The organism is Azospirillum sp. (assembly GCF_050789165.1).
The window spans coordinates 13,131-35,875 of sequence record NZ_JBOZRT010000110.1 but is presented as its reverse complement, the minus strand read 5'-3'; the positions used below and the strand labels follow the sequence as shown (position 1 = coordinate 35,875).

Annotated in this window: 22 protein-coding genes; 9 read left to right on the top strand and 13 right to left on the bottom strand. The window is 71.1% G+C overall.

All coding sequences use genetic code 11. From position 1 onward, the window contains the following. Positions 1-194: 194 nt before the first annotated feature. Complete coding sequence (locus ACRWK7_RS24815; protein WP_431859115.1) at positions 195-1,649, top strand: helix-turn-helix domain-containing protein; 1,455 nt, start codon at positions 195-197, stop codon at positions 1,647-1,649. A 51-nt stretch (positions 1,650-1,700) separates the two neighbouring features. On the opposite strand, the gene ACRWK7_RS24810 is transcribed toward ACRWK7_RS24815, so the two are convergent. After that, positions 1,701-2,210: an A24 family peptidase gene (locus ACRWK7_RS24810; RefSeq protein ID WP_431859004.1), complete on the bottom strand. Its 510-nt coding sequence runs from the start codon at positions 2,208-2,210 to the stop codon at positions 1,701-1,703. A gap of 320 nt (positions 2,211-2,530) precedes the next feature. Between ACRWK7_RS24810 and ACRWK7_RS24805 the strand changes: the two genes are divergently transcribed. The 3 genes from ACRWK7_RS24805 to ACRWK7_RS24795 all read left to right on the top strand — a co-directional run bounded on the left by ACRWK7_RS24805 (position 2,531) and on the right by ACRWK7_RS24795 (position 8,534). Beyond that, a complete protein-coding gene (locus tag ACRWK7_RS24805) occupies positions 2,531-5,545 on the top strand; it encodes a chemotaxis protein CheB (RefSeq protein ID WP_431859003.1) in 3,015 nt (1,004 codons plus the stop codon). Beyond that, complete coding sequence (locus tag ACRWK7_RS24800) at positions 5,542-8,049, top strand: PAS domain-containing hybrid sensor histidine kinase/response regulator (protein ID WP_431859002.1); 2,508 nt, start codon at positions 5,542-5,544, stop codon at positions 8,047-8,049. The genes ACRWK7_RS24805 and ACRWK7_RS24800 overlap by 4 nt, the downstream gene beginning before the upstream one ends. A 125-nt stretch (positions 8,050-8,174) precedes the next feature. After that, positions 8,175-8,534, top strand: a complete 360-nt coding sequence (locus ACRWK7_RS24795) for an endonuclease domain-containing protein (protein ID WP_431859001.1) — start codon at positions 8,175-8,177, stop codon at positions 8,532-8,534. A 112-nt stretch (positions 8,535-8,646) separates the two neighbouring features. Here ACRWK7_RS24795 and ACRWK7_RS24790 read toward each other — a convergent pair whose 3' ends face one another. From ACRWK7_RS24790 to ACRWK7_RS24750, 9 genes are all read right to left on the bottom strand, one after another. Next, positions 8,647-8,880: a hypothetical protein gene (locus ACRWK7_RS24790; protein ID WP_431859000.1), complete on the bottom strand. Its 234-nt coding sequence runs from the start codon at positions 8,878-8,880 to the stop codon at positions 8,647-8,649. After that, a complete protein-coding gene (locus tag ACRWK7_RS24785) occupies positions 8,880-9,506 on the bottom strand; it encodes a NapC/NirT family cytochrome c (protein ID WP_431858999.1) in 627 nt (208 codons plus the stop codon). Before ACRWK7_RS24785 ends, ACRWK7_RS24790 begins: the two co-directional genes overlap by 1 nt. Before the next feature lie 3 nt (positions 9,507-9,509). After that, positions 9,510-9,908 (bottom strand): nitrate reductase cytochrome c-type subunit, encoded by a 399-nt coding sequence (locus ACRWK7_RS24780; RefSeq protein ID WP_431858998.1) that lies wholly within the window; start codon positions 9,906-9,908, stop codon positions 9,510-9,512. Between the two features lie 71 nt (positions 9,909-9,979). Next, positions 9,980-12,502 carry a periplasmic nitrate reductase subunit alpha gene (gene napA, locus ACRWK7_RS24775; RefSeq protein ID WP_431858997.1) on the bottom strand — a complete coding sequence of 841 codons (2,523 nt, stop codon included), beginning with the start codon at positions 12,500-12,502 and terminating at the stop codon, positions 9,980-9,982. Positions 12,503-12,509: 7 nt separating this feature from the next. Continuing rightward, the gene (locus tag ACRWK7_RS24770; protein ID WP_431858996.1) at positions 12,510-12,764 is read right to left on the bottom strand and encodes a chaperone NapD; all 255 of its coding nucleotides are present in this window, start codon (positions 12,762-12,764) and stop codon (positions 12,510-12,512) included. Further along, positions 12,754-13,254: a ferredoxin-type protein NapF gene (gene napF, locus ACRWK7_RS24765; protein WP_431858995.1), complete on the bottom strand. Its 501-nt coding sequence runs from the start codon at positions 13,252-13,254 to the stop codon at positions 12,754-12,756. The genes ACRWK7_RS24770 and napF overlap by 11 nt, the downstream gene beginning before the upstream one ends. A 7-nt stretch (positions 13,255-13,261) precedes the next feature. Beyond that, positions 13,262-13,423, bottom strand: coding sequence for a periplasmic nitrate reductase, NapE protein (gene napE, locus ACRWK7_RS24760; protein ID WP_431858994.1), 162 nt, complete (start codon positions 13,421-13,423; stop codon positions 13,262-13,264). Between the two features lie 74 nt (positions 13,424-13,497). Next, positions 13,498-14,301 carry an ABC transporter permease gene (locus ACRWK7_RS24755; RefSeq protein ID WP_431858993.1) on the bottom strand — a complete coding sequence of 268 codons (804 nt, stop codon included), beginning with the start codon at positions 14,299-14,301 and terminating at the stop codon, positions 13,498-13,500. After that, the gene (locus tag ACRWK7_RS24750; protein WP_431858992.1) at positions 14,283-14,873 is read right to left on the bottom strand and encodes an ABC transporter ATP-binding protein; all 591 of its coding nucleotides are present in this window, start codon (positions 14,871-14,873) and stop codon (positions 14,283-14,285) included. The genes ACRWK7_RS24755 and ACRWK7_RS24750 overlap by 19 nt, the downstream gene beginning before the upstream one ends. A gap of 260 nt (positions 14,874-15,133) precedes the next feature. Here ACRWK7_RS24750 and ACRWK7_RS24745 point away from each other — a divergent pair, with 260 nt between their 5' ends. Then, the gene (locus ACRWK7_RS24745; RefSeq protein ID WP_431858991.1) at positions 15,134-16,657 is read left to right on the top strand and encodes an MDR family MFS transporter; all 1,524 of its coding nucleotides are present in this window, start codon (positions 15,134-15,136) and stop codon (positions 16,655-16,657) included. Between the two features lie 114 nt (positions 16,658-16,771). On the opposite strand, the gene ACRWK7_RS24740 is transcribed toward ACRWK7_RS24745, so the two are convergent. Further along, positions 16,772-17,749: a dienelactone hydrolase family protein gene (locus tag ACRWK7_RS24740; protein ID WP_431858990.1), complete on the bottom strand. Its 978-nt coding sequence runs from the start codon at positions 17,747-17,749 to the stop codon at positions 16,772-16,774. A 173-nt stretch (positions 17,750-17,922) separates the two neighbouring features. Between ACRWK7_RS24740 and ACRWK7_RS24735 the strand changes: the two genes are divergently transcribed. Beyond that, positions 17,923-18,468 (top strand): chalcone isomerase family protein, encoded by a 546-nt coding sequence (locus tag ACRWK7_RS24735; protein WP_431858989.1) that lies wholly within the window; start codon positions 17,923-17,925, stop codon positions 18,466-18,468. 65 nt (positions 18,469-18,533) lie between these two features. After that, positions 18,534-18,992, top strand: coding sequence for a low affinity iron permease family protein (locus ACRWK7_RS24730; protein WP_431858988.1), 459 nt, complete (start codon positions 18,534-18,536; stop codon positions 18,990-18,992). 120 nt (positions 18,993-19,112) lie between these two features. On the opposite strand, the gene ACRWK7_RS24725 is transcribed toward ACRWK7_RS24730, so the two are convergent. Continuing rightward, positions 19,113-20,192, bottom strand: coding sequence for an AI-2E family transporter (locus tag ACRWK7_RS24725; RefSeq protein ID WP_431858987.1), 1,080 nt, complete (start codon positions 20,190-20,192; stop codon positions 19,113-19,115). Between the two features lie 340 nt (positions 20,193-20,532). Between ACRWK7_RS24725 and ACRWK7_RS24720 the strand changes: the two genes are divergently transcribed. Further along, positions 20,533-20,763: a hypothetical protein gene (locus ACRWK7_RS24720; RefSeq protein WP_431858986.1), complete on the top strand. Its 231-nt coding sequence runs from the start codon at positions 20,533-20,535 to the stop codon at positions 20,761-20,763. A 7-nt stretch (positions 20,764-20,770) separates the two neighbouring features. On the opposite strand, the gene ACRWK7_RS24715 is transcribed toward ACRWK7_RS24720, so the two are convergent. Further along, entirely contained in the window at positions 20,771-21,586 is an 816-nt protein-coding gene (locus tag ACRWK7_RS24715; protein WP_431858985.1) for a DUF2076 domain-containing protein, read from the bottom strand. 131 nt (positions 21,587-21,717) lie between these two features. Between ACRWK7_RS24715 and ACRWK7_RS24710 the strand changes: the two genes are divergently transcribed. After that, positions 21,718-22,719 carry a GAF domain-containing protein gene (locus ACRWK7_RS24710; protein WP_431858984.1) on the top strand — a complete coding sequence of 334 codons (1,002 nt, stop codon included), beginning with the start codon at positions 21,718-21,720 and terminating at the stop codon, positions 22,717-22,719. The last annotated feature ends 26 nt before the right edge of the window (positions 22,720-22,745 follow it).

Genomic DNA, 22,745 nt, shown 5'->3' with positions numbered 1-22,745 from the left:
CTTGCGAAGGTTGCGAAGCCACATGCTCTTCGACTCTGCGCGCTCTTCTCCAGCCGTCATCCCCGCGAAAGTGGGGATCCAGGAAGAGCCCCGGCAGGGGCGACATGAGCCATGTGGCTCGCGGACGCTCGCACTGGATCCCCGCCTGCGCGGGAATGACGGTGAAGGGCTGGTGTTCTGACGGCGGCGACGGCATGCAAAAGAAGCTCTACCTCGGATACAAGCTGCGCCGTCTGCGCGAGCAGCGCGGCATGACGCAGGCGGCCCTGGCGAAGGCGCTCGACCTGTCGCCCAGCTACCTGAACCAGCTGGAGAACAACCAGCGCCCCCTGACCCTGCCGGTGCTGCTGAAGGTCAGCGCCGTGTTCGAGGTGGAGCTGAGCAGCTTCATCGAGGACGAGGAGGCGCGGCTCGTCGCCGACCTGCGCGAGGCCCTGGCCGATCCGCTGTTCGGCGGCGAGCCGCTGGCCGCAGCCGAGCTGCGCGGCGTCGTCGGCGCCTCGCCGGAGCTGGCGCGGCGGGTGCTGGGGCTGCATCAGGCCTACCAGAAGCTGACCGAGCGGGTGCAGGGCCTCGCCGACAACCTGGACGCCCAGGAGGGCGGCAGCGACCTGACGCGCGCGCAGTTCCCGTACGAGGAGGTGCGCGACTACTTCCACTACTGCAACAACTACGTCGGCCCGCTGGACGAGGCAGCGGAGAAGCTGTGGGACAGCGAGAGGATCCACGCCGGCGCGCTGCTCAACGAACTGGCCGCGTACCTGAAGCGCCGGCACGACGTGCGGGTGAAGATCGTCGCCGACGAGGTCGGCGAGACCGCCATGCGCTCCTACGACGAGGCGACCGGCACGCTGCGCCTGTCGGCGCTGCTGAACGGGCCGAGCCGCGCCTTCCACATGGCGCACCAGATCGCGCTGCTCGGCTTCCGCGACATCATCGAGGAGATCATCGGGCAGGCGAACTTCTCCAGCGAGGACGCGCGGTCGATCTGCCGCGTGGGCCTGGCCAACTACTTCGCCGGCGCGCTGGTGATGCCGTACCGCGCCTTCCTGCACCAGGCGCGGGCGCTCCGCCACGACGTGGAGCAGCTGCAGAGCCGCTTCGGCGCCAGCTTCGAGCAGGTCTGCCACCGGCTGTCGACGCTGCAGCGGCCGGGCGCGCGCGGCGTGCCGTTCTACTTCGTGCGGGTCGATATGGCCGGCAACATCACCAAGCGGCATTCGGCGACGCGCTTCCACTTCGCCCGGTTCGGCGGCGCCTGCCCGCTGTGGAACGTGCACGAGGCGTTCGGCCAGCCCGGCAAGATCCTGGTGCAGTTCGCCGAGATGCCGGACCACACCACCTACATCGGCATCGCCCGCACGGTGACCAAGCGCGGCGGCGCCTACCTGCGCCCGTCACGGCAGTTCGCCGTCGGCCTCGGCTGCGAGGCGAGCTACGCCAACGAACTGGTGTACGCCGCCGGCATCGACATCACCGACGTGAAGGCGGCGGTGCCCATCGGCGTCAACTGCCGCATCTGCGAACGCATCGACTGCCAGCAACGCGCCTTCCCACCGATCGGGCGCGGCCTGTCGGTGGACGAGCACCACCGCAGCTTCGTGCCGTACCTGTTCACGCGCAGAGGTGCGCCGGAGGGCGTTTCTTAAACCGTCGCGCCCCTCCCCTGCCTCCGGCGGGGGAGGGTTCTGCGGGGCGGCCTACCCACCCAGCACCCCCAACTCCGGTGCCAGCATAAGCGCCGCGAGGCCGATGGCCAGCCCGTAGGGCACCGGCTCCCCGGCGCGCAGCACGCGCGGCAGCAGCAGGATCCGGTCGCCGGGGATCGAGGCCAGCAGCAGCGGCAACCCCCGCCGCGCCAGCAGCAGCAGCACGACCACCACGCCGCCCAGCACGCCCATCAGGATCACCAGCTCCGCCAGGTGCTCCCACCCCGCCCACAGGGCCACGGCGGTCAGCAGCTTGATGTCGCCGCCGCCGGCGAGGCGCAAGGCGAACAGTCCCAGACCCGCCGCGAAGACGATCGCCGCCGCCGCGAGATGCCACAGCCAGGGAACGCCGCCCGGCACCAGCAGTCCGGCCACCGGAAACCCGGCGAGCAGCAGCAGCACCGTCCAGTTGGGGATGCGGTAGGACACCGCGTCCCACCCCATCGCCAGCGCCACCGGCACCACGTACCAGCCGAGCAGCAGCGCGTGCACCGACGCCATCCCCATACCCCCACCATGTCCGTCGCCGGCATCATGCCGGCCACCCTGCCACCCGTCCAGCATCACCCGGCGGCTGTATACGACCTTTTTCTTAGGCGATAAGGACAAGATGTCGAAGGGGAGCAGTCGAAACCATATCATAGTCGTAGAGTACTGACCGTTCGGTCAGGCCGTTCCGGTGAGCATTGACCGTAAATAACGACTCGTATATACGGCACGCCGGAAAGAGCGGCCGTTCAGGGTAATTTCACTTTTCTGCCGCTTGTGCTTTTCTGCACGGGAGTAAGGCGGCCAATCGGAGCGTTACGGTGGCCAGTCAAATGCAGGAACACGACGAACAGCCGCAAGCGGGCAGCGTGCAGGACATCCCTTCCGAGAATACGAACCACTCCGACACCACCTCCAGGATCGACGCGGACGCGACCGAGCGGCCGTGCTGCATCGTCGGCATCGGCGCCTCGGCCGGCGGGCTGGAGGCGCTGCAGCGCTTCTTCGACAGCGTGCCGGCGAACAGCGACCTCGCCTACGTGGTGGTCCAGCACCTGTCGCCGGTGCACAAGAGCCTGATGGTCGACCTGTTGGCCAAGCACACCAGCATGGAGGTGGTGCAGGCTGCCGACGAAATGCCGGTGGAGCGCAACACCGTCTACCTGCTGCCCCCCGGCAAGCACCTGTCCATCGAGGACCGCCGCCTCCGCCTCACCGCCAAGGACGCGGTCGGCGGCATCAGCCTGCCCATCGACATCTTCTTCACCGCGCTGGCGCAGGACCTCGGGCCGCTGGCGCTCGGCGTGGTGCTGTCGGGCACCGGATCGGACGGCACGCGCGGCCTGCTGGCGATCAAGGCGGCGGGCGGCTTCACCGCCGTGCAGGACCCGGAGTCGGCGCAGTTCGACGGCATGCCGCGCAGCGCGCTGGCCGCCGGTCCGCTCGACGCCGTCGCTCCGCCGGAGGAGCTGCCGGACCGCCTGCTGGAGCATTCCAAAAAGGCGCTCGCCCGCACGCCGAAGCTGCCCGCCGCCCGCCCGCGCGACGGCGAGCGCGACCCGCTGGCGCAGATCGTCGCCTGCATCCGCGCCGTCACCGGCGTCGACTTCTCGCACTACAAGCTGGCCACCCTGCTGCGCCGGATCGAGCGGCGCATGCACGCCGCCGGCCTCGACCAGCTGGAGGACTACGCGGCCCTGCTCCGCCGCAACAACGCGGAGGCGGTCAGCCTGTACAAGGAGATGCTGATCGGCGTCACCCGCTTCTTCCGCGACGAATCCGCCTTCGCCGCGCTGGAGGAGAAGGTGGTGATGCCGCTGCTGGCCAAGCGGGCGCCGAACGACCAGATCCGCGTGTGGGTTTGCGGCTGCGCCACCGGCGAGGAGGCGTACTCCATCGGCATGCTGTTCATGGAGGCGATGGACCGCCTGGGCCGCCCGGTGGACATCAAGATCTTCGCCACCGACATCGACCAGGATTCCATCGAGTTCGCCAGCGCCGGCGAGTACCCCGGCGCCATCGCCGAGGACGTCTCGCCGGAGCGGCTGGCCCGCTTCTTCGTGCCGCACGGCGACAAGTACTGCGTGGCGCGCGACCTGCGCCGGGTGGTGGTGTTCGCCGTGCACAACATCATGCGCGATCCGCCCTTCACCAAGATGGACCTGATCAGCTGCCGCAACCTGCTGATCTACATGGACCAGCCCTTGCAGCGGAAGGTGCTGAGCCTGTTCCAGTACGCGCTGCGCCAGGGGGGATTCCTGTTCCTCGGCACGTCGGAGACGCTGGGCGACCTGCAGCCGGAGTTCCACACCAGCGACAGCCGCAACAAGATCTTCCAGTCGCTGCGCGCCGGTTCCTACCGGCTTTCGCGGCTGATGGTGCCGAGCCAGCCGGCCGCCGCCCGCCACGACGACCTGCCCACGCCCGTGACCGAGGAGACGGCGGCCATCGACGAGGCCATCGCCTCGCTGCTGCGCACCTACGTGCCGCCGTGCCTGCTGGTGAACGAGCAGATGAACATCCTGCACGTCTTCGGCGATCCGGGGACGCTGCTGCGCGTGCCGCCCGGCGAGGCGACGCTGAACGTGCTGAAGCTGCTGCCCTCCGCCGTCGCCATGGTGGCCGGCACGGCGCTGGCGCGCGCCTTCCGCTCGGCCGAGGAGTTCTCGCTCGCCAACATCCCGGTGAAGGACCGGCCGGGGCTGGAGGCGGTGAGCCTGCGGGTCAAGCCCTTCTCCTCGCGCAAGACGTCGCGACGCTACGCGATGGTGCTGCTGGAGCCGGCGCGCCCCGCCCTGCCGGCGCCCGAGGAGGCCGCCTTCGACCTCACCGCCGACACCGCCGAGCGCATCCGCGGCCTGGAACAGGAGCTGATGTCGCGCGGCGAGAACCTCCAGGCCACCATCGAGGAGCTGGAGACCGCCAATGAGGAACTCCAGGCCACCAACGAGGAGCTGCTCGCCTCCAACGAGGAGCTGCAGAGCACCAACGAGGAGCTGCAGTCCGTCAACGAGGAGCTCTACTCGGTCAACGCCGAGTACCAGGCCAAGGTGGAGGAGCTGACCGAGGTCACCAACGACCTCGACAACGTGCTGCGCTCGACCGAGATCGGCGTGGTGTTCCTCGACGCGGAGCTGGTGATCCGCCGCTTCACCCCGGCCGCGGCGTCCTTCATCAACATCATCCCGCGCGACGTCGGGCGGTCCATCGCGCACCTGTCGACCAACATCGACTACCCGAACTTCCTGGGCGACATCCGCGCCGTGTGCGAGCGCCACACGGCGCTGGAACGCCACGTCCGCGTGCCCGACGGCCGCTGGATCCAGTCGCGGATCCTGCCCTACCTGACGGAGAAGAACGTCATGGCCGGCGTCGTCATCACCTTCGTCGACGTCACCGCCGCCAAGGACGCCGAGCAGCGCCTGCAGACCGTCATCGACAACCTGCCGGAGCATGTCGCGGTGCTCGACCCCGACGGCCGCATCACGCTGGTCAACCGCGCCTGGCGCCGCTTCACGCTGGAGATCGGCGACCGCGCGGAGCCCGCCCCCGGCCCCGGCGACGATTACGTCACCGCCTGCATCCGCCCGCCCGCCGTCGCCGACGAGGCTGCCGCCGCGGCGATGCGCCAGGGATTGCGCGACGTCCTGGCGGGCATGCAGGAGCAGTTCAGCCTCGAATACCCCTGCCGCGCCCCCGACCGCGAACGCTGGTTCCTGATGTCGGCCGTGCGCATGCGCGAGAGCGGCGGCTGGGCCGGCGCGGTGGTCAGCCACGTCGACATCTCCAACCGCAAGCGCATGGAAATCGACATCAGCACCGCCCAGACGGCGGAGACGACGCCGTGAGCGACGAGCGCACCGACCGCCTGCGCCGCCGCGCCGAGCAGATCATCGAGGGCGTCGGCGACGCCGCCCGCCTGCCCATCGACGCCGCCCCCATCGACGTCAAGGCCATCGTGCACGAGCTGTACGTGCACCAGGCCGAGCTGGAGATCCAGAACGAGGAGCTGCGCACCGCCCAGCAAGCGCTGGAGGTCTCGCGGCAGGAATACCTCCAGCTGTTCCAGTCGGTGCCGCTGGCCTGCTTCACGGTGAACGCCGCCGGCATCGTCGGCGAGGCCAACGCCGCCGCCGAGCGGCAGTTCGGCCTGCCGCACCGGGCGCTGCGCGGCCGGCCGCTGACGCTGCTGGTCGACCGGGTCGACCACGGCCGGCTGCTCACCGCGCTGACGCGCCTGCGCGACGGCGGGACGTGGGAGCGGCAGGAGTACCTGTTCCTCGGCGCCCGCGGCGGCATCGAGGGGCTGACCGACGCGCATCTCGTGGCGCTGGAGGACGGCGACAAGGGCGACGTGCTGCTCTGCGTCACCGACGTCAGCGAGCGCAACGCCTGGGTCCGCGAGTTGCAGGCCGCGCGCGAGGAGGCGGAAAGCGCCCGCGCCGCCTACCAGCACATCCTGCACGCCGTGGCCGACGGCATCCTGGGCATCGACGGCAAGGGCGTCGTCACCTACGCCAACGCCGCGGCGCTGGCGGTCACCGGCTTCTCGGAGTCGGAGCTGCACGGCAGCCGCGTCGCCGACCTGTTCGCCGAGGAGGGTTCCGACGGCGTCGAGGCCATCGCCCGCTCGCTGGTGGACGGCGCGGTGCGGCGTGCGGCGCGCCAGCGCCTGCGCCGCCGCGACGGCAGCCGCTTCGTCGCCGAGTTCACGGTGTCGCCCATCGTCGAGCAGCGCCGCATCACCGGCGCCGTGATGGCCATGCGCGACGTCACCGCCCAGGTCGCCGCCGAGAGCGCGCTGCGCCTGTCCGAACAGCGCCACCGCACGCTGGTGCAGTCGCTGCATGAGGGGCTGGTGATGCGCAGCGCCGACGGCGCCGTGCTGGTCGCCAACGGCATGGCGGAGCGGCTGCTGGCCGGGCCGTCGGCCCCCCTGCTCGACCCGCGCGCCGGGACCTTCGAGGATCTCACCGACGGGCACCGCTATATCGCCGCCAACGGCTACCGGCTGCAGGGGCTGCCGCCGGCGGCGCAGGCCTACCGCAGCGGCGAGCCGGTGATCGAGCAGGTGATCGGCATCGCCGACGCGCACGCCCCCGGCGGTCCCGTGACGTGGCTGCGCGTCAGCAGCCACCCGGTGTGCGACGCCGACGGCCGGGTCGAGGCGGTGGTCTCCAGCGTCACCGACATCACCGTCATCAAGGCCATGGAGCGCGAGCTGAACGTCGCGCTCGACGCCAAGGAACGCTTCATGGCGTCGGCCAGCCACGACCTGCGCCAGCCGGTGCAGGCGCTGATGCTGTTCTCCGGCCTGCTGCTGAAGGAGGAGCTGAACGAGCCGGCGCGGCGCATCGCCGAACAGCTCAAGGACTCGGTCGGTTCGCTGGGGACGCTGCTGGACAGCCTGCTGGACATCTCCAAGCTGGAGGCCGGGCTGATCAAGCCCGACCCGGCGCCCTTCCAGCTCGGCCCGCTGATGGACCGCCTGCACGGCGAGTTCGCGCCGCTGGCGCAGGCGTCCGGGCTGACCCTGCGGACCGTGTGCTCCGGCCTGATCCTGGAGACCGACGGCGGCCTGCTGGAGCGGGTGGTGCGCAACCTGCTGGCCAACGCGATCCGCTACACCAAGGAGGGCCGCGTGCTGTTCGGCGTGCGGCGGCGGCGCAAGGCGCTGCGCATCGAGGTGTGGGACACCGGCATCGGCATCGCCGAGAACCAGATCGACCGCATCTTCCAGGATTTCTACCAGGTCGGCAACGCCGCCCGCGACCGCCGCGAGGGGCTGGGCATGGGCCTGTCCATCGCCAAGCGCCTGACCGCGATGCTGGGCGGCAGCCTGGAGGTGCGCTCGACGCCCGGCAAAGGATCGTGCTTCGCCATCGTGCTGCCGCTGGCCCAGGTGGTCGGCCAGCCTCCCGGCTCCTGCGCGCCCGCCAACGACGAGCCGGAGGAGGCGCACAGCACCGACGCGCTGGTCCTGCTGGTCGAGGACGACGCGGTGATCCGCATGGCGCTGATGATGATGCTGGAGGGCTGGGGCTACACCGTGGTCGACGCCGGCTCGGTCGGCGAGGCGCTGGAGCACGTCGCCGGCGGCCTGGAGCCGGAGCTGGTGCTGGCCGACTACCGCCTGCCCGACAACGAGACCGGCCTGATCCTGATGGACACGGTGCGCCGACGCCTGGGCCGCGACGTGCCGGGGATCCTGCTGACCGGCGACACCTCGTCCGACCGCCTGCGCGAGGCGTCGGCCGCGCACTGCGCCCTGCTGCACAAGCCGATCCAGCCGCAGGCCTTGCAGGACACCGTGCGGGCGAGCTTGTCGCGGGGGAAGGCGAACGCGGCGTAGGGGTGTTTGCCCCCTCCCCGGCCCTCCCCCGCTTCGCGGGAGAGGGTGAAAGGGGCACATGCGTCGCTTTGTCCCCTCCACCGCGCAGCGGGGGAGGGTTAGGGAGGGGGCACACGGAGCCCGCCATGCCCCGCATCCCCGACGATACGAAGGACAAGGTCCGCGAGATGCGCCGCGTCCCCACCGACGCGGAGCGCCGGCTGTGGTCCATCCTGCGCCGCCGGCAGCTCGGCGGCTGGTACTTCCGGCGGCAGCATCCGATCCCGCCCTATATCGCGGATTTCGCCTGCGTCGAGGCGATGGTCGTCGTCGAGGCGGACGGCGGGCAGCACGCCGACTCTGAACGCGACCTCCGCCGCGACCGCTATATGGAGCGGCACGGCTGGACGGTGCTGCGGTTCTGGAACCCGGAGATCCTGGTCAACCCGCAGGGGGTGGCGGAGACGATCCTGTTGGTGCTGGGGGAACGCTCCGGGAAGCCGTAATTGCCCCCTCCCCATCCCTCCCCCGCTGCGCGGTGGAGGGGGCTGCCGACGCGGCGGCGAAGTTCCCTCCACCGCGCAGCGGGGGAGGGTTAGGGAGGGGGCAAAACCTCAGCTATGCCCCATGCTTGTGCCCGTCCTCCACGTCCAGTTCCCCCTCCCGCGCCTTGCGGAGCGCCTCCACCCTCTCGGCCGCCGCGTCGCGCGAGTACGGCCCCTCCACGTCCATCCCGAAGCGCACATAGTGCCCGTCGGGCCGGTCGATGTGGGTGCCGACCGGGAGGTAGGTGTCGTCGGCGTCGTCGTTGGCGAACACCGATTTGCCGCGGATCTCGATGATGTGGGACATCAGTGGCCTCGCGTGGGCTGCTGGGTCTGCGGGTCCCACTGGGCGACGCCGGTCATGTCCGGCAGGCGGTGGGCAATCCCCTTGTGACAGTCTATGCACGTCATCTGCCCGGTGAACAGATACTGCTCGTGCGCCCGCGCCGCCCGCGCCCCCTGCTTGGTGATGTCCATCGATTCCGCGCTGTGGCAGTTGCGGCATTCCAGCGAGTTGTTCGCCTTCAGCCGGTGCCACTCATGCTCCGCCAGGGTGCGGCGCAGGTTGACGAACTTCTCGCGCGTGTCGATGGACCCGAACAGATGGCCCCAGACCTCCTTGGACGCCTGCATCTTGCGGGCGATCTTGTCGGTCCAGTTGTGCGGCACATGGCAGTCCGGGCAGGTCGCCCGCACGCCGGAGCGGTTGGTGAAGTGGATGGTCTGCTTCAGCTCCTCGTAGGGGTTCGTTTGCATCTCGTGGCAGGAGACGCAGAAGGCCTCGCGGTTGGTGGCCTCCAGCGCGGTGTTGAAGCCGCCCCAGAACGCCACGCCGGCGAGGAAGCCCCCCAGCGTCAGGAAGCCCAGGCTGAAGTAGGCCGCCGGCCGCGTCAGCGTGCGCCAGGCGGCCAGCGCCGAATCCCGCAGCGCCATGGCTCACCGCCCCCCGCCGGGCGGCGATGCCATGACGTCGAGGTCGCGGAACTGGTTCTCCACCAGCGGCGGCGCGTTGGTCTGCTGCACGTGGCAGGCGGTGCAGTTGTAGCGCCGCGGCGCCAGCGCGCCCAGCATGTTGCCCTCGCGGTCCTGGTAGTGGCTGATCGACACCATCGGGGCCTGCGACTGCTCGGTGTAGCGCCGGCTGTGGCAGCTCAGGCACTTGTTGAAGTTCAGGTCGATCTGGTAGTCGCGGATCGAATGCGGGATCACCGGCGGCTGTTCCGGGTAGTTGCGCATCTTGCGCAGGTCGTCGGTGACCTCGGCCGGCAGCGCCGGCGCCGCCGGCGTTTCGGTGAACGGGGTCGGCCCGACGAGACGCGGCGAATCCGCCGCCATCGCGGCCCCCACAAGGACAGGCCCCCCAAAAGCAAAAAGGGTGGCCAGTGCCGCCATCAGCAGACGCAGTCTCATTGCTTCCCCTCCCCCGCGGCGGCCACCTGCGACGGCACGACCTTCACCGCGCACTTCTTGAAGTCCGACTGCTTGGAAATCGGGTCGGTGGCGTCCAGCGTGACCTTGTTGATCGGCTGGCTGGCGTCGAAGAACGGCACGAACACCACGCCGCGCGGCATGCGGTTGCGCCCGCGCGTCTCGATGCGCGAGCGGATCTCGCCGCGCCGCGACACCACCCGCACCTCCGCCCCGCGCCGCAGATTGCGCGCCGCCGCGTCATCGGGGTGCATGAACACCACGGCGCCGGGGAACGCCCTGTACAGCTCCGGCACCCGCATGGTCATGGAGCCGGAGTGCCAGTGCTCCAGCACGCGCCCCGTCACCAGCCACAGGTCGAACTCCTGGTCCGGGCTCTCGGCCGGCGGCTCGTAGGGGGCGAAGACCAGGTTCGCCTTGCCGTCGGGGTTGCCGTAGAAGTGGAAGCCGGTGCCGGCCTTCACGTACGGGTCCAGGCCCTCGCGGTAGCGCCACTTGGTCTCCTTGTTGTTCACCACCGGCCATTGCAGGCCGCGCGTGCGGTGGTACTCGTCGAAGTACGCCAGATCGTGGCCGTGCCCGCGGCCGAACTCCGCGTACTCCTCGAACAGCCCCTTCTGGACGTAGAAGCCGAAAGCCTCGGACTCCGCGCTCTTGTAGCCGGCCTCAAGGTCGGTCACCGGGTACTTGTTCACCTGCTTGTTGGCGTACAGCACGTCGAACAGGGTCTTGCCCTTGTACTCCGGGTTCTTGTCGAGGATCTCGGCCGGCCAGACCTCGTCGGTGGTGAAGCGCTTGGAGAACTCCATCAGCTGCCACAGGTCGGAGCGCGCCTGCCCCGGCGCGTCCACCAGCTGGTGCCAGAAGTGGGTGCGCCGCTCGGCGTTGCCGTAGGCGCCCTCCTTCTCCACCCACATGGCGGCGGGCAGGATGACGTCGGCGGCCATGGCGGTGATGGTCGGGTAGGCGTCGGAGACCACCACGAAGTTCGCCGGGTTGCGGTAGCCGGGATAGGTCTCCTGCGCGGTGTTGGGCGCCGTCTGCAGGTTGTTGTTCACCTGGATCCAATAGGCGTTCAGCTTGCCGTCCTTCAGCATGCGGTCCTGCTGCACGGCGTGGAAGCCGATCTTGTCGGGCAGCAGCCCGTCGGGCAGCTTCCAGATGCGCTCGGCCGCCTTGCGGTGCTCGGCGTTGGTGACCTGCATGTCGGCCGGCAGGCGGTGGGCGAAGGTGCCGACCTCGCGCGCGGTGCCGCAGGCGGACGGCTGGCCGGTCAGCGAGAACGGGCTGTTGCCCGGCTCGGAGATCTTCCCGGTCAGGAAATGGATGTTGTAGACGAGGTGGTTGGCCCACACGCCGCGGACGTGCTGGTTGAAGCCCATGGTCCAGAACGACACGACCTTCAGCTTCGGGTCGGCGTAGGCCTTGGCCAGCGCCTCCAGCCGCTCCTTCGGCACGCCGGTCAGCTCGGCCGTGTAGTCCAGCGTGTAGGTCTTGAGGAACGCGACGTACTCGTCCCAGTTCGACGGGTTGGAGACCTGCGCGTCGTTGGCGTGCTGGGCGCGCTGCTCCAGCGTGTGGTCGGGACGCAGGCCGTAGCCGATATCGGTGTTGGCGCGGCGGATGTTGACGAACTTATCGACGAACTCCTTCTTCGCCAGCCCGTTGGAGACGATGTAGTTGGCGATGTAGTTGAGGATCGCCAGATCGGTGCCCGGCTTGAACACCAGCGACACGTCGGCGAGGTCGGACGAGCGGTGCTCGTAGGTGGACAGCACGAAGATCTTGGAGTTGGGGTTGGTCAGCCGCCGGTCGGTGACGCGGGTCCACAGCACCGGGTGCATCTCCGCCATGTTGGAGCCCCAGAGGACGAAGATGTCCGTGTGCTCCATGTCGTCGTAGCAGCCCATCGGCTCGTCCGACCCGAAGGTGCGGATGAAGGTCACCGCGGCCGACGCCATGCAGTGCCGGGCGTTCGGGTCCAGGTTGTTGGAGCGGAAGCCGGCGCGCATCAGCTTCGACGCCGCGTAGCCCTCCCAGATCGTCCACTGGCCGGAGCCGAACATGCCCACGGCCGTCGGCCCCTTCTCCTTCAGCGTCTTCTTCCACTGCCGGGCCATCTCGTCGAAGGCCTGGTCCCAGGTGACCGGCCGGAACTCGCCGTTCTTGTCATACCGGCCGTCGCGCATACGCATCAGCGGCGTCGTCAGCCGGTCGGCGCCGTACATGATCTTGGACAGGAAGTAGCCCTTGACGCAGTTGAGGCCGCGGTTGGTCTCGTGCTGCATGTCGCCGTGGGTGGCGACGACGTGGTTGTCCTTGACGCCGACCATGACGCCGCAGCCCGTGCCGCAGAAGCGGCACGGCGCCTTCGACCATTTGATGCCGGGGTCTCCCCCCACGCCCGGCGGGGCGGCCTGCGCCGGCAGGCTGATGTTGGCGGCCGCGGCCGCGGTGGCGGCGGCCTGCGCTTTCAGGTAGTCGCGTCGGGTCAGCGTCATTGGGGCCTCACTCCGCCTCGGTCAATTCTTCGACGTGATGGAAGACCAGCGTGGCGGCGAGGACGCCGTCCAGCAGGCTGATGGTGTTGAGGTGATCGACGATGGTCTGCTCGCTCTCGGTCTCGAGCGTCAGGACGAACTTGCCGTTGGCCTCGCCGTGGATCTCGATGCCGGACAGGCCGGCCATGGCGGGGCGGATCGCGTCCGCCGCCTCCGGCCGGGCGTGCACGACGAGGCTGGAGATGTGCAGTTCACGCGCCATGGGTGACCTCCATGGTGACGGCCTCGCCCGGGCAGGCCGAGACGCACGCGCCGCAGCCCGTGCAGCGCGCGGCGTCGAGCAGCGGCCGGGGTGCGGCGTGCGGCATCAGCACGAAGGAGAAGGCGGTCTCCGGGCAGATGTCCCGGCAGGTCTGGCAGATCACGCCGACCCGCGTCAGGCAGCCGCGCCCCACCGTCGGCGCCGTGGCCCAGGCGCGCGCGGTCCGGTCGAAGATCGGCTGCGGGCAGGCGTCGGCGCAGGCGCCGCAGAAGGTGCACTCGCCGCGCCGGAAGTCCACGGTGGGGAAGCCGCCGTCGCCGGCGACGATGATCGTCTCCGCGCAGGCCGCCTCGCAGGCGCCGCAGCGGGTGCACAGGTCGGTGAAATCGTGCGCGCGGGCCCAGGGGGGGCGCAGGGCCGGGCGCTCCGCCCGCCTGCGCCCGAACAGGACGCGCCGCCGTCCGGGATCGAACCCGCCGCCATCGGCCATGTCCGCCTCACGCGCCCGGCGGGCCGGCGACGAGCTGGTACAGCCAGACGGCCAGACCGTAGCCGCCGACCACGGCGATGGCCAGCAGCGGCCAGAACACCACGGTCAGGAACAGGAACGCCCACAACTCGCGCGATTTCCGGCGTTCCACCGGCTGCACGTCCGCCATCCGTAATCCTCCGGGTCATCCGCGGCTCTTACGGCCACTGGCAGGGAAACCAGTTGGCGCCGCCTTGGTTCCGGTCAACGGTCGTAGGCGTTTAGTCGGTCCAGGCGTAGCCGGTCGCGCGCGTCGGTCAGCCGGTGCACCGCCCCGAAGGTGGCGAGCAGCACGCCCAGCCCGGTCGCCCCGGCGATCAGGAACATGATGAGAATCTGATACTTGACCGCCTCGCCGGGATCGACGCCGCCGAGGATCTGGCCGGTCATCATCCCCGGCAGCGACACCACGCCGGTCGCCGCCATGCCGTTGATGATGGGCATCATGCCGGTGCGCAACGCCTGACGTTGCTGCGTGCGCAACGCCTCCCACCGCGTGCTGCCGAGCGCCAGACGCGCCTCGATCGCCGCGCGCTCGCGCACCGCGGCGTTGGACAGCGTGTTGAGCGCGAGGCTGACGCCGCTCATGGTATTGCCCAGCACCATGCCCAGCATGGGGATGGCGTAGCGCGGGTCGTACCAGGGGTCCGGCCGGATGGCGGTGGTCAGCGCCAGCACCATGACCAGCGACGCCGCGAAGGCCATGGAGCCGGCGCCCAGCCCGTAGGTCCAGCCGCCGGACAGCCTGCGGTCCTGCCGGCCGAGGATCTCGTGCCCGGCGAACCCCACCATGACCGCCGCCATCCCCAGCGTCAGCCAGGGCGAGCGCAGGGCGAACAGCTGGTTCAGCACCAGCCCGACCAGCGAGAGCTGCACCACCATGCGGACCGCGGCGAGGAACAGCGGCCGCTCCAGCCGCAGCGCCATCGCCACCGACAGGGCACCGTTGACGAGCAGGAGCAGGCCGGCGATGGCGAGGTCCCAAGTGCTCAGCGGGATGAGAGGCATCCGCCCTCCATGCGCAGCGTCCGGTCCGCCAGCCGCTCCGCCTGCGCCGTCGCGTGCGTCACCAGCAGGATCGCCGTGCCCCGCGCCAGCTCGGCCCGCAGCAGCGTCTCCACCCGGTCCACCGACGCCTCGTCCAGCGCCGCCGTCGGCTCGTCGAGCAGCAGCACCGCCGGCCGCTGCGCCAGCGTGCGGGCGAAGGCGAGCCGTTGCCGCTCCCCGGTGGACAGCCGCGCCACCGGCCACTCCAGCGCTTGCGCCGGCAGCCCCAGCGCCGCGACCAGCGGCAGCGCCGCCACCGGATCGGCGAAGTGCTCGCCGACGCGCTCCAGCCACCAGCCGGACTCCGCCGCCACGTAGGCGACCAGCCGCCGCCACGCCGGGGCGGGCATCGCCTCGCGCGAGCGGTCGCCGAGGCTGACCTCCCCCGTGTTCGGGTCCAGGTCGGCGATGGCGCGCAGCAGCACCGACTTGCCGGCGCCGGACGGCCCCTGCACGGCGACGCACGCGCCGGTCGCCACCGACAGGCTGGCAGGCTTCAGCACGGGGGTGGCGAGGTTGCGGACCGTGAGCATGGCGGCCACTGTAGCCCCGCGAAGCCCACGCGCGAAGTCCCGCAGGCGGTCTGCCCCCACCCTATCCCTCCCCCGCTTCGCGGGAGAGGGGACTGCCGACGCAACGGCGGAGTTCCCTCCACCGCCAAAGGCGGGGGAGGGTTAGGGAGGGGGCAGCCGGTTTGCACGGAAGGAGGCAAACGGTTTCCTTGCACCAAGGCTTGCACCGCGCGGATCGGCCGCTATGGTCTGGTGCGTCGCCGCCACCCAAGATCCGAACAATGCCCGATTCCACCACCGACCGCGTCGCCTTCACCCACCGCGAGATCCTGCGCGTGTTCAGCGGCGTGGCGCTCGCCATGCTGATGGCCGCCATGGACCAGACCGTGGTGGCGACCGCGCTGCCCACCATGGGCGCCGACCTCGGCAGCCTGGAGAACCTGCCCTGGGTGGTCACCGCCTACATGCTGGCCTCCACCGCGACCACGCCGATCTACGGCAAGCTGAGCGACCTGTACGGCCGCAAGCGCATCCTGCAGATCGCCATCTGGCTGTTCCTGGCCGGCTCGCTGCTGTGCGGGCTGGCGCAGAGCATGACCCAGCTGATCGTCTTCCGCGGCCTGCAGGGGCTGGGCGGCGGCGGGCTGATGGCGCTGGCCTTCACCATCATCGGCGACGTGGTCGCCCCGCGCGAGCGCGGGCGCTACCAGGGCTACATCGGCGGCGTCTTCGCGCTGGCCAGCGTCGCCGGGCCGCTGCTCGGCGGGCTGTTCACCGAGAAGCTGTCCTGGCACTGGATCTTCTTCATCAACCTGCCGATCGGCGCGGCGGCGCTGGTGATGACCAACCGCGCGCTCGGCCGCCTGCCGACCGGCATCGCCCGGCCGCGGATCGACTACCTCGGCGCCATCCTGCTGATGGGCGCGGTGACCAGCCTGCTGTTCGTCGTCTCGCGCGGCGGCACCATGGTGCCGTGGACGTCGCCGGCGGTGCTCGGCCTGGGGGCCCTCGGCGTCGCCCTGCTGGCCGCCTTCGTCTGGCACGAGCGCCGGGTGGCGGAGCCGATCCTGCCCCTGCCGCTGTTCCGCATCCCGGTGTTCGCGGTGGCGACGCCGGTGGTCGCGGTCTCGGCGATGACGCTGTTCGCCGGCATCGTCTTCCTGCCGCTGCACCTGCAGCTGGTGCTCGGCACCGGCGCCACGGCGTCGGGCCTGCTGCTGCTGCCGCTGGTGTTCGGCATGACCTTCGGCGCCGTCGGCGGCGGCCGGCTGATCGCGCGCAGCGGGCGCTACAAGGTCTTCCCTATCGTCGGGCTTGGGCTGGCGGTGGCGATGTATCTGGTGCTGGGGCTGGTCGGCTCGGTGGCCGGCAACCCGCTGTGGTCGACCCTGGTGCTGGTGCCGCTGGGCGTCGGGCTGGGGCTGGTGATGCCGGTGATGACGGTGGCCGTGCAGAACGCGGTGGACCGCCGCGACCTGGGGGCCGCGACGGCGTCGGTGGGCTTCTTCCGCTCGCTGGGCGGCTCGGCCGGGGTGGCGCTGTTCGGCGCGGTGCTGACCTGGGACGTGTCCCGGCGCCTGAGCGGCGCCGGCCTGCCCGACCTGAACCCGCGCGACGTGCTGGAGCACGGCACCTCGGTGCTCGCCACGCTGCCCCCGGCGGCGCGGGATGCCGCGCTGCACGCCTTCGCCGGCGCCTTCGAGACGCTGTTCGTGCTGGCCGCGGCGCTGGGCTTGGTGTCGCTGGTGATGACGCTGTTCCTGGAGGAGCTGCCGCTGCGCTCCGCCAAGCCGGCGGAGGAGTAACGGGCTTTTGCCCCCTCCCCATCCCTCCCCCGCTTGCGCGGGAGAGGGGGCAGAGCGGCGGCAGTCCCCTCTCCCGCGCAAGCGGGGGAGGGTTAGGGAGGGGGCAGCCGTCGCCTAACCCCGCGACGTGCGCGATCCGATGTTCGTCGGCGCCGTCCCGGCGCGGATCAGCGCGGCGGGCTCGCCGATGGTCTGGGCGAGGAACTGCGCCAAGTCGTCGTCCGACCAGGCCTTGGCCTGCGCGTTCTTCTGCACCAGGTACGGCGCCCGCGCCTGCGCCATCCACAGCGCGACGCGGCGGCTGAGCGGACCGCGCAGCTCGATGCCGGACCAGGGGGCGATCATCCGGTGGTCCTCGGTGACGCGCAGGCGGAGCTGCGCCAGCCCGAGGTCGGGGCGCAGCGCCTCGCCCTCCTCGGCGTCCCAGGCGTGCGCGGTCTCCGGATAGACGCGGACATTGACCGGCGAGCCGCCGCGCCGCAGGTCGGCGGCGATGTCGCGCGAGCGGCGGATGGATACCGCCTCGTCCACCTCGCCCAGCAGCAGCAGCACCGGCGCGCCGGTGGTCTCGCTGCGGTCGAAGCGCGGCGCCGGGCAGCCGTAGTAGGAGACGTGCGCGGCGAACTGCAGCCCGTCCAGCACGTAGAGGTCGCGCAGTTGCCGGTACGCCGCCATCACCGCCGCCGTACCGCCGTAGCCGAAGCCCAGCGCCGCCACCCGCGCCGGATCGACGCGCGGGTGCCCGGCCAGCTGCCGCAGCGCGGCGAAGGCGTCGGCGAGCACCGCCGCCTCACTGACCCGCGCCAGCCGCCGCGCCGCGTCCGGCGTGCGGCAGCCGCGCCGCACGAAGGGATCGAGCACCATCGCCACGTAGCCGCGCCGCGCCAGCTGTTCGGCGTAGGCGAACTCGTGCCCCGGCTTCGGCCCGTCGAGGTCGGGCAGCAGCACCACCGCCGGCAGGACGCGGGTGGCGCTGGGGCCGAACGGCTCGAACAGGTAGCCCAGCCCCTCCGCCTCCCGCCGCCGCGCGCGCGGGCGCAGCACGTCGGTCAGGACACAGGGCGAAAAGCTGGGAAAGGTCACCGGGCGCATGGCAGGAACCCTCGTGTCTGGGCCAAGTGGGGAACCCCGCAAAGGCGATCTGGTTCCGCCCCGCGGCGACGGTCTCCATTTCCCCTCGCGGTAGCATGATACGCCGCGCGGAACCGCGCCGCCGCCTAGACTGTTGGGCAGGTCACCCTGTCCGATTTCGGGAGTATCCGGCGATGCGGTGGCCCCTGGGCGCGCTGCTGCTGGGGTCCGCGCTGTGTTCGGCATCGCCCGCCCCAGCGGCCGAGCCGCAGAGCGCGGCGCTGCCCACCGCGGCTTTGCCGCCGCTGGCGCTGGCCGGCTGCGCGGCGCGGCGGTTCCTGCTGTTCCCGGTGTACGACCTGCGCCTCTACCTGCCGCGGCGCCCGGCCAGCGAGGCGGTCGCCTTCGATCCCGCGATCCCCAAGATGGTGGAACTGACCGTCACCTATCCCGGCAACGTGCCCGGCAGCATGCCCGGCTCCTGGCGCGCGCGGTTCGAAGAGCGGCGGGTGGCCCCGGCGCTGATCGCCGACCTCGACCGCCTGTACCAGAACCTCAAGGGCGGCGACGTGCTGGCCATCGAGTACCGGCCCGGGCGCGGCTCGGCGGTGCGGCTGAACGCGGTGATGCAGACGCTCGACCCCGGCCCGGCGCTGATCGAGGCGCTGCTCGACATCTGGATGGGGCCGCGCGCGCTGAACCCCGAGATCCGCGCACAGCTGCTGAGCGGCCGCTGCTGAGGACCTTTTGCAGGACTCCAAACGTTTCCCCCTCCGTTCGGACGTATGGGAAGGGAGACGATCCGGTGAAAGAGTTCTTCAACAAGGCCGCGCTGTGGACCTCGCGCCAGGCTGGCCGCGTGTCGACCTTCATGGTCGCCGTGCTGGTGATCATCGCGTGGGCGGTCAGCGGGCCGATGTTCCACTTCTCCGACACATGGCAGCTGGTGATCAACACCGGCACGACCATCGTCACCTTCCTGATGGTGTTCCTCATCCAGAACACCCAGAACCGCGACACCCAGGCCATCCAGATCAAGCTGGACGAGCTGATCCGCGTCACCAACGAGGCGCGCAACGGCCTCATCAACCTGGAGGACGCCTCCGAGGACAAACTCCAGGAGGTCAAGGAAGAGTTCGCCAAGGTGAAGGAGGAGGCCATCGACGAACGCCTGGAGGACGTCGAGGAGGAGCTCGACCAGTCCCAGGAGGAGATCGCCCACGTCAAGCGCGGCCTGGAGGAGGTGCGGCGCAAGGCCGGGTGAGGGTCACCCCCTCTCTGCGTCAGGGGAGCGAAGAACTCATGTCACCGTCATCCCCGCCTTCGCGGGGATGACGGTATGAAGGGTTGCCTGCGCGCCGAAGTCACTGCCCCCTGCCCCGCCTCACGTCTTGTCGGGGAAGTGCCGCCCTTGCCCCAGCTTGTCCTCGATGTAGAGCATGTTGACCATCACCATGGCGACCACCGCCAGCGGCGTCGCGAGGAACATGCCGAGCAGCCCGCCGAGCAGCCCGCCGCAGGCGATGGCGCCGATGGTGACGACCGGCGGCAGGTCGACCACGCGCTTCTGCATCAGCGGCTGGATAAGGTGCCCCTCCAGCTGCTGCACCAGCAGGTATAGCCCGGCCACCCACAGCGCGAGGTCCGGCGACTGGGCGAAGGCGATCAGCACCGCCGGCGCGGCGGCGAGGATCGGGCCGAGGAACGGGATGAACTCCAGGATCGCCGCCAGCACGCCCAGCGCCGCTACCGCCGGCACGCCCAGCGCCCACAGCCCCGCCGCCGTCAGCAGCCCGACGATGGCCATGGACAGGAACTGCCCGATCAGCCACTTCCACAGCGCCTCGCCGGTGACGTCGAGCACCTGGAGGGCACGGGCGTGCCCGGCCGGCGGCACCAGCAACACCAAGCCGCGGCGGTAGAGATCCGGCGCCGCCGCCATGTAGATCGCCGCGAACACCACCACGACCAGGTCGCCGACCGCGAACGCCACGTTGGCCGCCACCGGCCGCAGGCGGGACAGCCAGCTTGCCGGATCGCCCTGGCGCGCCAGCTCCTCGCGCAGCTGCGGCGGCAGCCGCTCGATGGCCGTGCCGATCTGGCCGGAGAACTGGTCGTACTGCGCCACCACCTCGGCGCCGATGAACCAGCCGCCGACCGCCAGCACCGCCACCAGCCCGGCCAGCACCAGCGCGAACGCCACGCCGTGCCGCACCCCGGTCCAGCCGCGCACCGCGCGGGTCATGCGGGTCAGCAGGATGGCGAACAGCGCCGCCGCGAAGATCAGCAGCAGCGCCTCCGCCACCCGCATCGTCAGGTAGGCGAGCACCGCCACCCCGGCGACGATCAGCACCTTCCAGGTGAACAGCTTGAGGTCCGCCTGCACGACGCGGCGGCCGGAGTCCGCCCCTGCGCCGCGTTCCACCTGCGCCATCGCCTCGGCCGCGCGCCGGTTGCCGTCCATGCCCCCTCCTTGCCGTCCGTTGCCGCGGAAACGGCGGAAGCGGGCTCCGGGGTCCGCCGCGGCGCCCTCAAACCTTCGGCCTAGCCCGAATTTCGGTTTTGCGGGCGGGGGGCGCCACGCCCATATCCACGGGTGACGCCAAGGAGTCATTCTCGCTGATGTCGAACTGAAGCCCGCCGTAACGGCGGGCTTTTCTTTTGAGGGGGCAAACGAACCATGCATACGCCCGATGCATCCCCGTCTACGCCCTAGGCCCTCCGCCCGCCCTGCCCTTCGGCCGCTTGCCCGCGCCGGGTGTGCTGCGCACATCCCTTTTACGAGATACGGGGAGGCGACGGGGATGCACTACGAAGTCGTCTGCAGCGTGGTCCGCACCGCGGAAGACCGCGACGACGACACGCGACGCGCGCTGATGGAGGCCGTGGCCGCCTTCGAGCGGATGGTGCGCCGGCGCGGGCTGGCGGCGGTGGTCCAGGTGCGCGACGTGCACGGCGGCCACACCCTGCACGAGGCCGTCCATCCCGGCGGCTTCTCGGCCCCCCCTCCCACATCGGAAGGGGGGCTGGCGTAGCGGGCGGTTACGCCCAGTTGTCGTCGCCGCCGACGTCGGCGTCGTCGACGGTGTAGTCGGAATTGTCCGGCTCGTAGGCCGTCTCCTGGTAACCGGTCTGCTGGGCCGCCGGCGGCAGGAAGCCGGTGTCGTTGTTGAGCACCGGGTCGCCGGTGTCCGCCGGGGTGTGGCTGACCGGCGCCTGGTGGGCGGCGTCGGCCGCGCCGAACGGGCTGCCGCTGCCGTGCAGCAGCGAGGAGATGGCGCTGGCCGCCAGCATGCCGCCGGCCACGCCGGCCGCCGTCTGCATGGCGCCGCCCATGAAGCTGCCGCGCCCCGGCTGCGGCGGGTAGCCGCCGGCGCCCGGATAGCCCGGCTGCGGATAAGCGCCCTGCTGCGGATAGCCGGCCTGCTGCGGGAATCCGGCGGGCGCACCGCCCCACGGGCCCGGCCGCGGGCCGCCCTGCGGCGGGTAGGCGGGCTGCGCCGGCGCGGCGCCCCACGGGCCGGACGGGGCGGGCTGCGGGGCCGGGCGCGGCTCCTCGCGGCGGCCGAGGCCGAGCGCGTTGCCCAGGAAGCTGCCGACGCCGCCACCGCCGGAGGGGGCCTTGGCGCGCTCCTGCGCGTCCTTGAGCTGGCGCTCCAGATCCTCGATGCGCTGCTGCGCCGCGCTCAGCGCGTGCTGCTGCACCAGCAGCGACTGCGCCATGTAGTAGGGGGCGGCGGGCTGCGCCTGGACAACCTCGCGGATGTGGCGCTCCGCGTCCGCATCGCGCGGCTGGCCCTCGGCCTGCCGCAGGCGCTGGAACAGGTCGTCGAGCAGGTTGCGTTCCTCAGGCGTCATCGTTCCATTCTCCTTGGTGCCCATTCCTTTTAGGGCGGTTGAGCCTCCGCGCCCCACATGTGGCCCCGCCGGCCCCCTCCGTTCAAGAGGGTCAGGAACGGCTTCGCGGTGCGGCGTGTTGAAGGGGCGCCATGCCACGCACCTCCACCACGCCGCCGTTCCAGCGCCTGTACCTGCACCGCACCGGCACGCGCCTGCTCGGCCCCGGCGGAGCGGTGCGCTCCGACCGTCTGCTCGATCCCGCGCCCTCGGCCGAGGAGCTGCTGCACCAGCAGGCCGTGCTGACCGACATGGGCCGGCTGGCGCTGCTGGAATCCGACCTCGACCGGCTGCTCGGCGAGGCGTGCCGCCTGTGCGCCGAGGGCACGCGGGTGCCCTACGCCAAGCTGCTGGAGCTGCTGCCCGCCGAGGGCCAGCTGGTGGTGCGCGCCGGCGTGGGGTGGAGCCCGCGCGTCTACGGCCGGGTGCGCGCCGCCGCCGACCTCGACAACCCCTGCGGCCGGGCCCTGCGCGAGGAGCGGCCGATCGTCGACGTGGACGTGCGGCGCGGCGGCCAGGGCTACCACCTGCCGCCGATCTACGACGAGTACGGCATCGTCTCGACCATCAACGTCGCCGTCATGACCGACGAGGGGCCGTTCGGCGTGCTGGAGATCGACGTGGAGGAGACGCGCGCCTTCACCGTCACCGACGTGACCTTCATGACCGCCTTCGCCAACACGCTGGGCGACGCCATCACCCGTATCCGCCGCACGGCCGCCGCCGCCGCCACGCTGGCCGAGGCCGCCGCGCGCACCGCGACGGTCCGCACGCTGTCCGCCACCGTCGATGCCGCCAACGCCGCGGGCGCGCACCTCCGCCTGGTGGTGGCGCCGCGCCTGCCGGACGGGGGCGAGGCGGACGTCGTCGCGGTGACCGCGGAGCCCTACGCGCCCGAGACCCGCTCGGCGGAGCTGGTGGTGGCCTTCCGCCCCGATGCGCTGCCGCCCCTGCCGGCGCGCGAGGCGCTGCTGCTCGACCCGGTGCGGAAGGGCGGCGAGCTGCGGCGCGGTGGACAGGCGGAGGCGGTGGGGGAGAGCGTGGCGTTCGCGAGCCTGGGTGTGACGCTGCCGGTGGAGACGTTCTTCGGCTGAAGCAAAGCCCCTCTCCCTTGACGGGA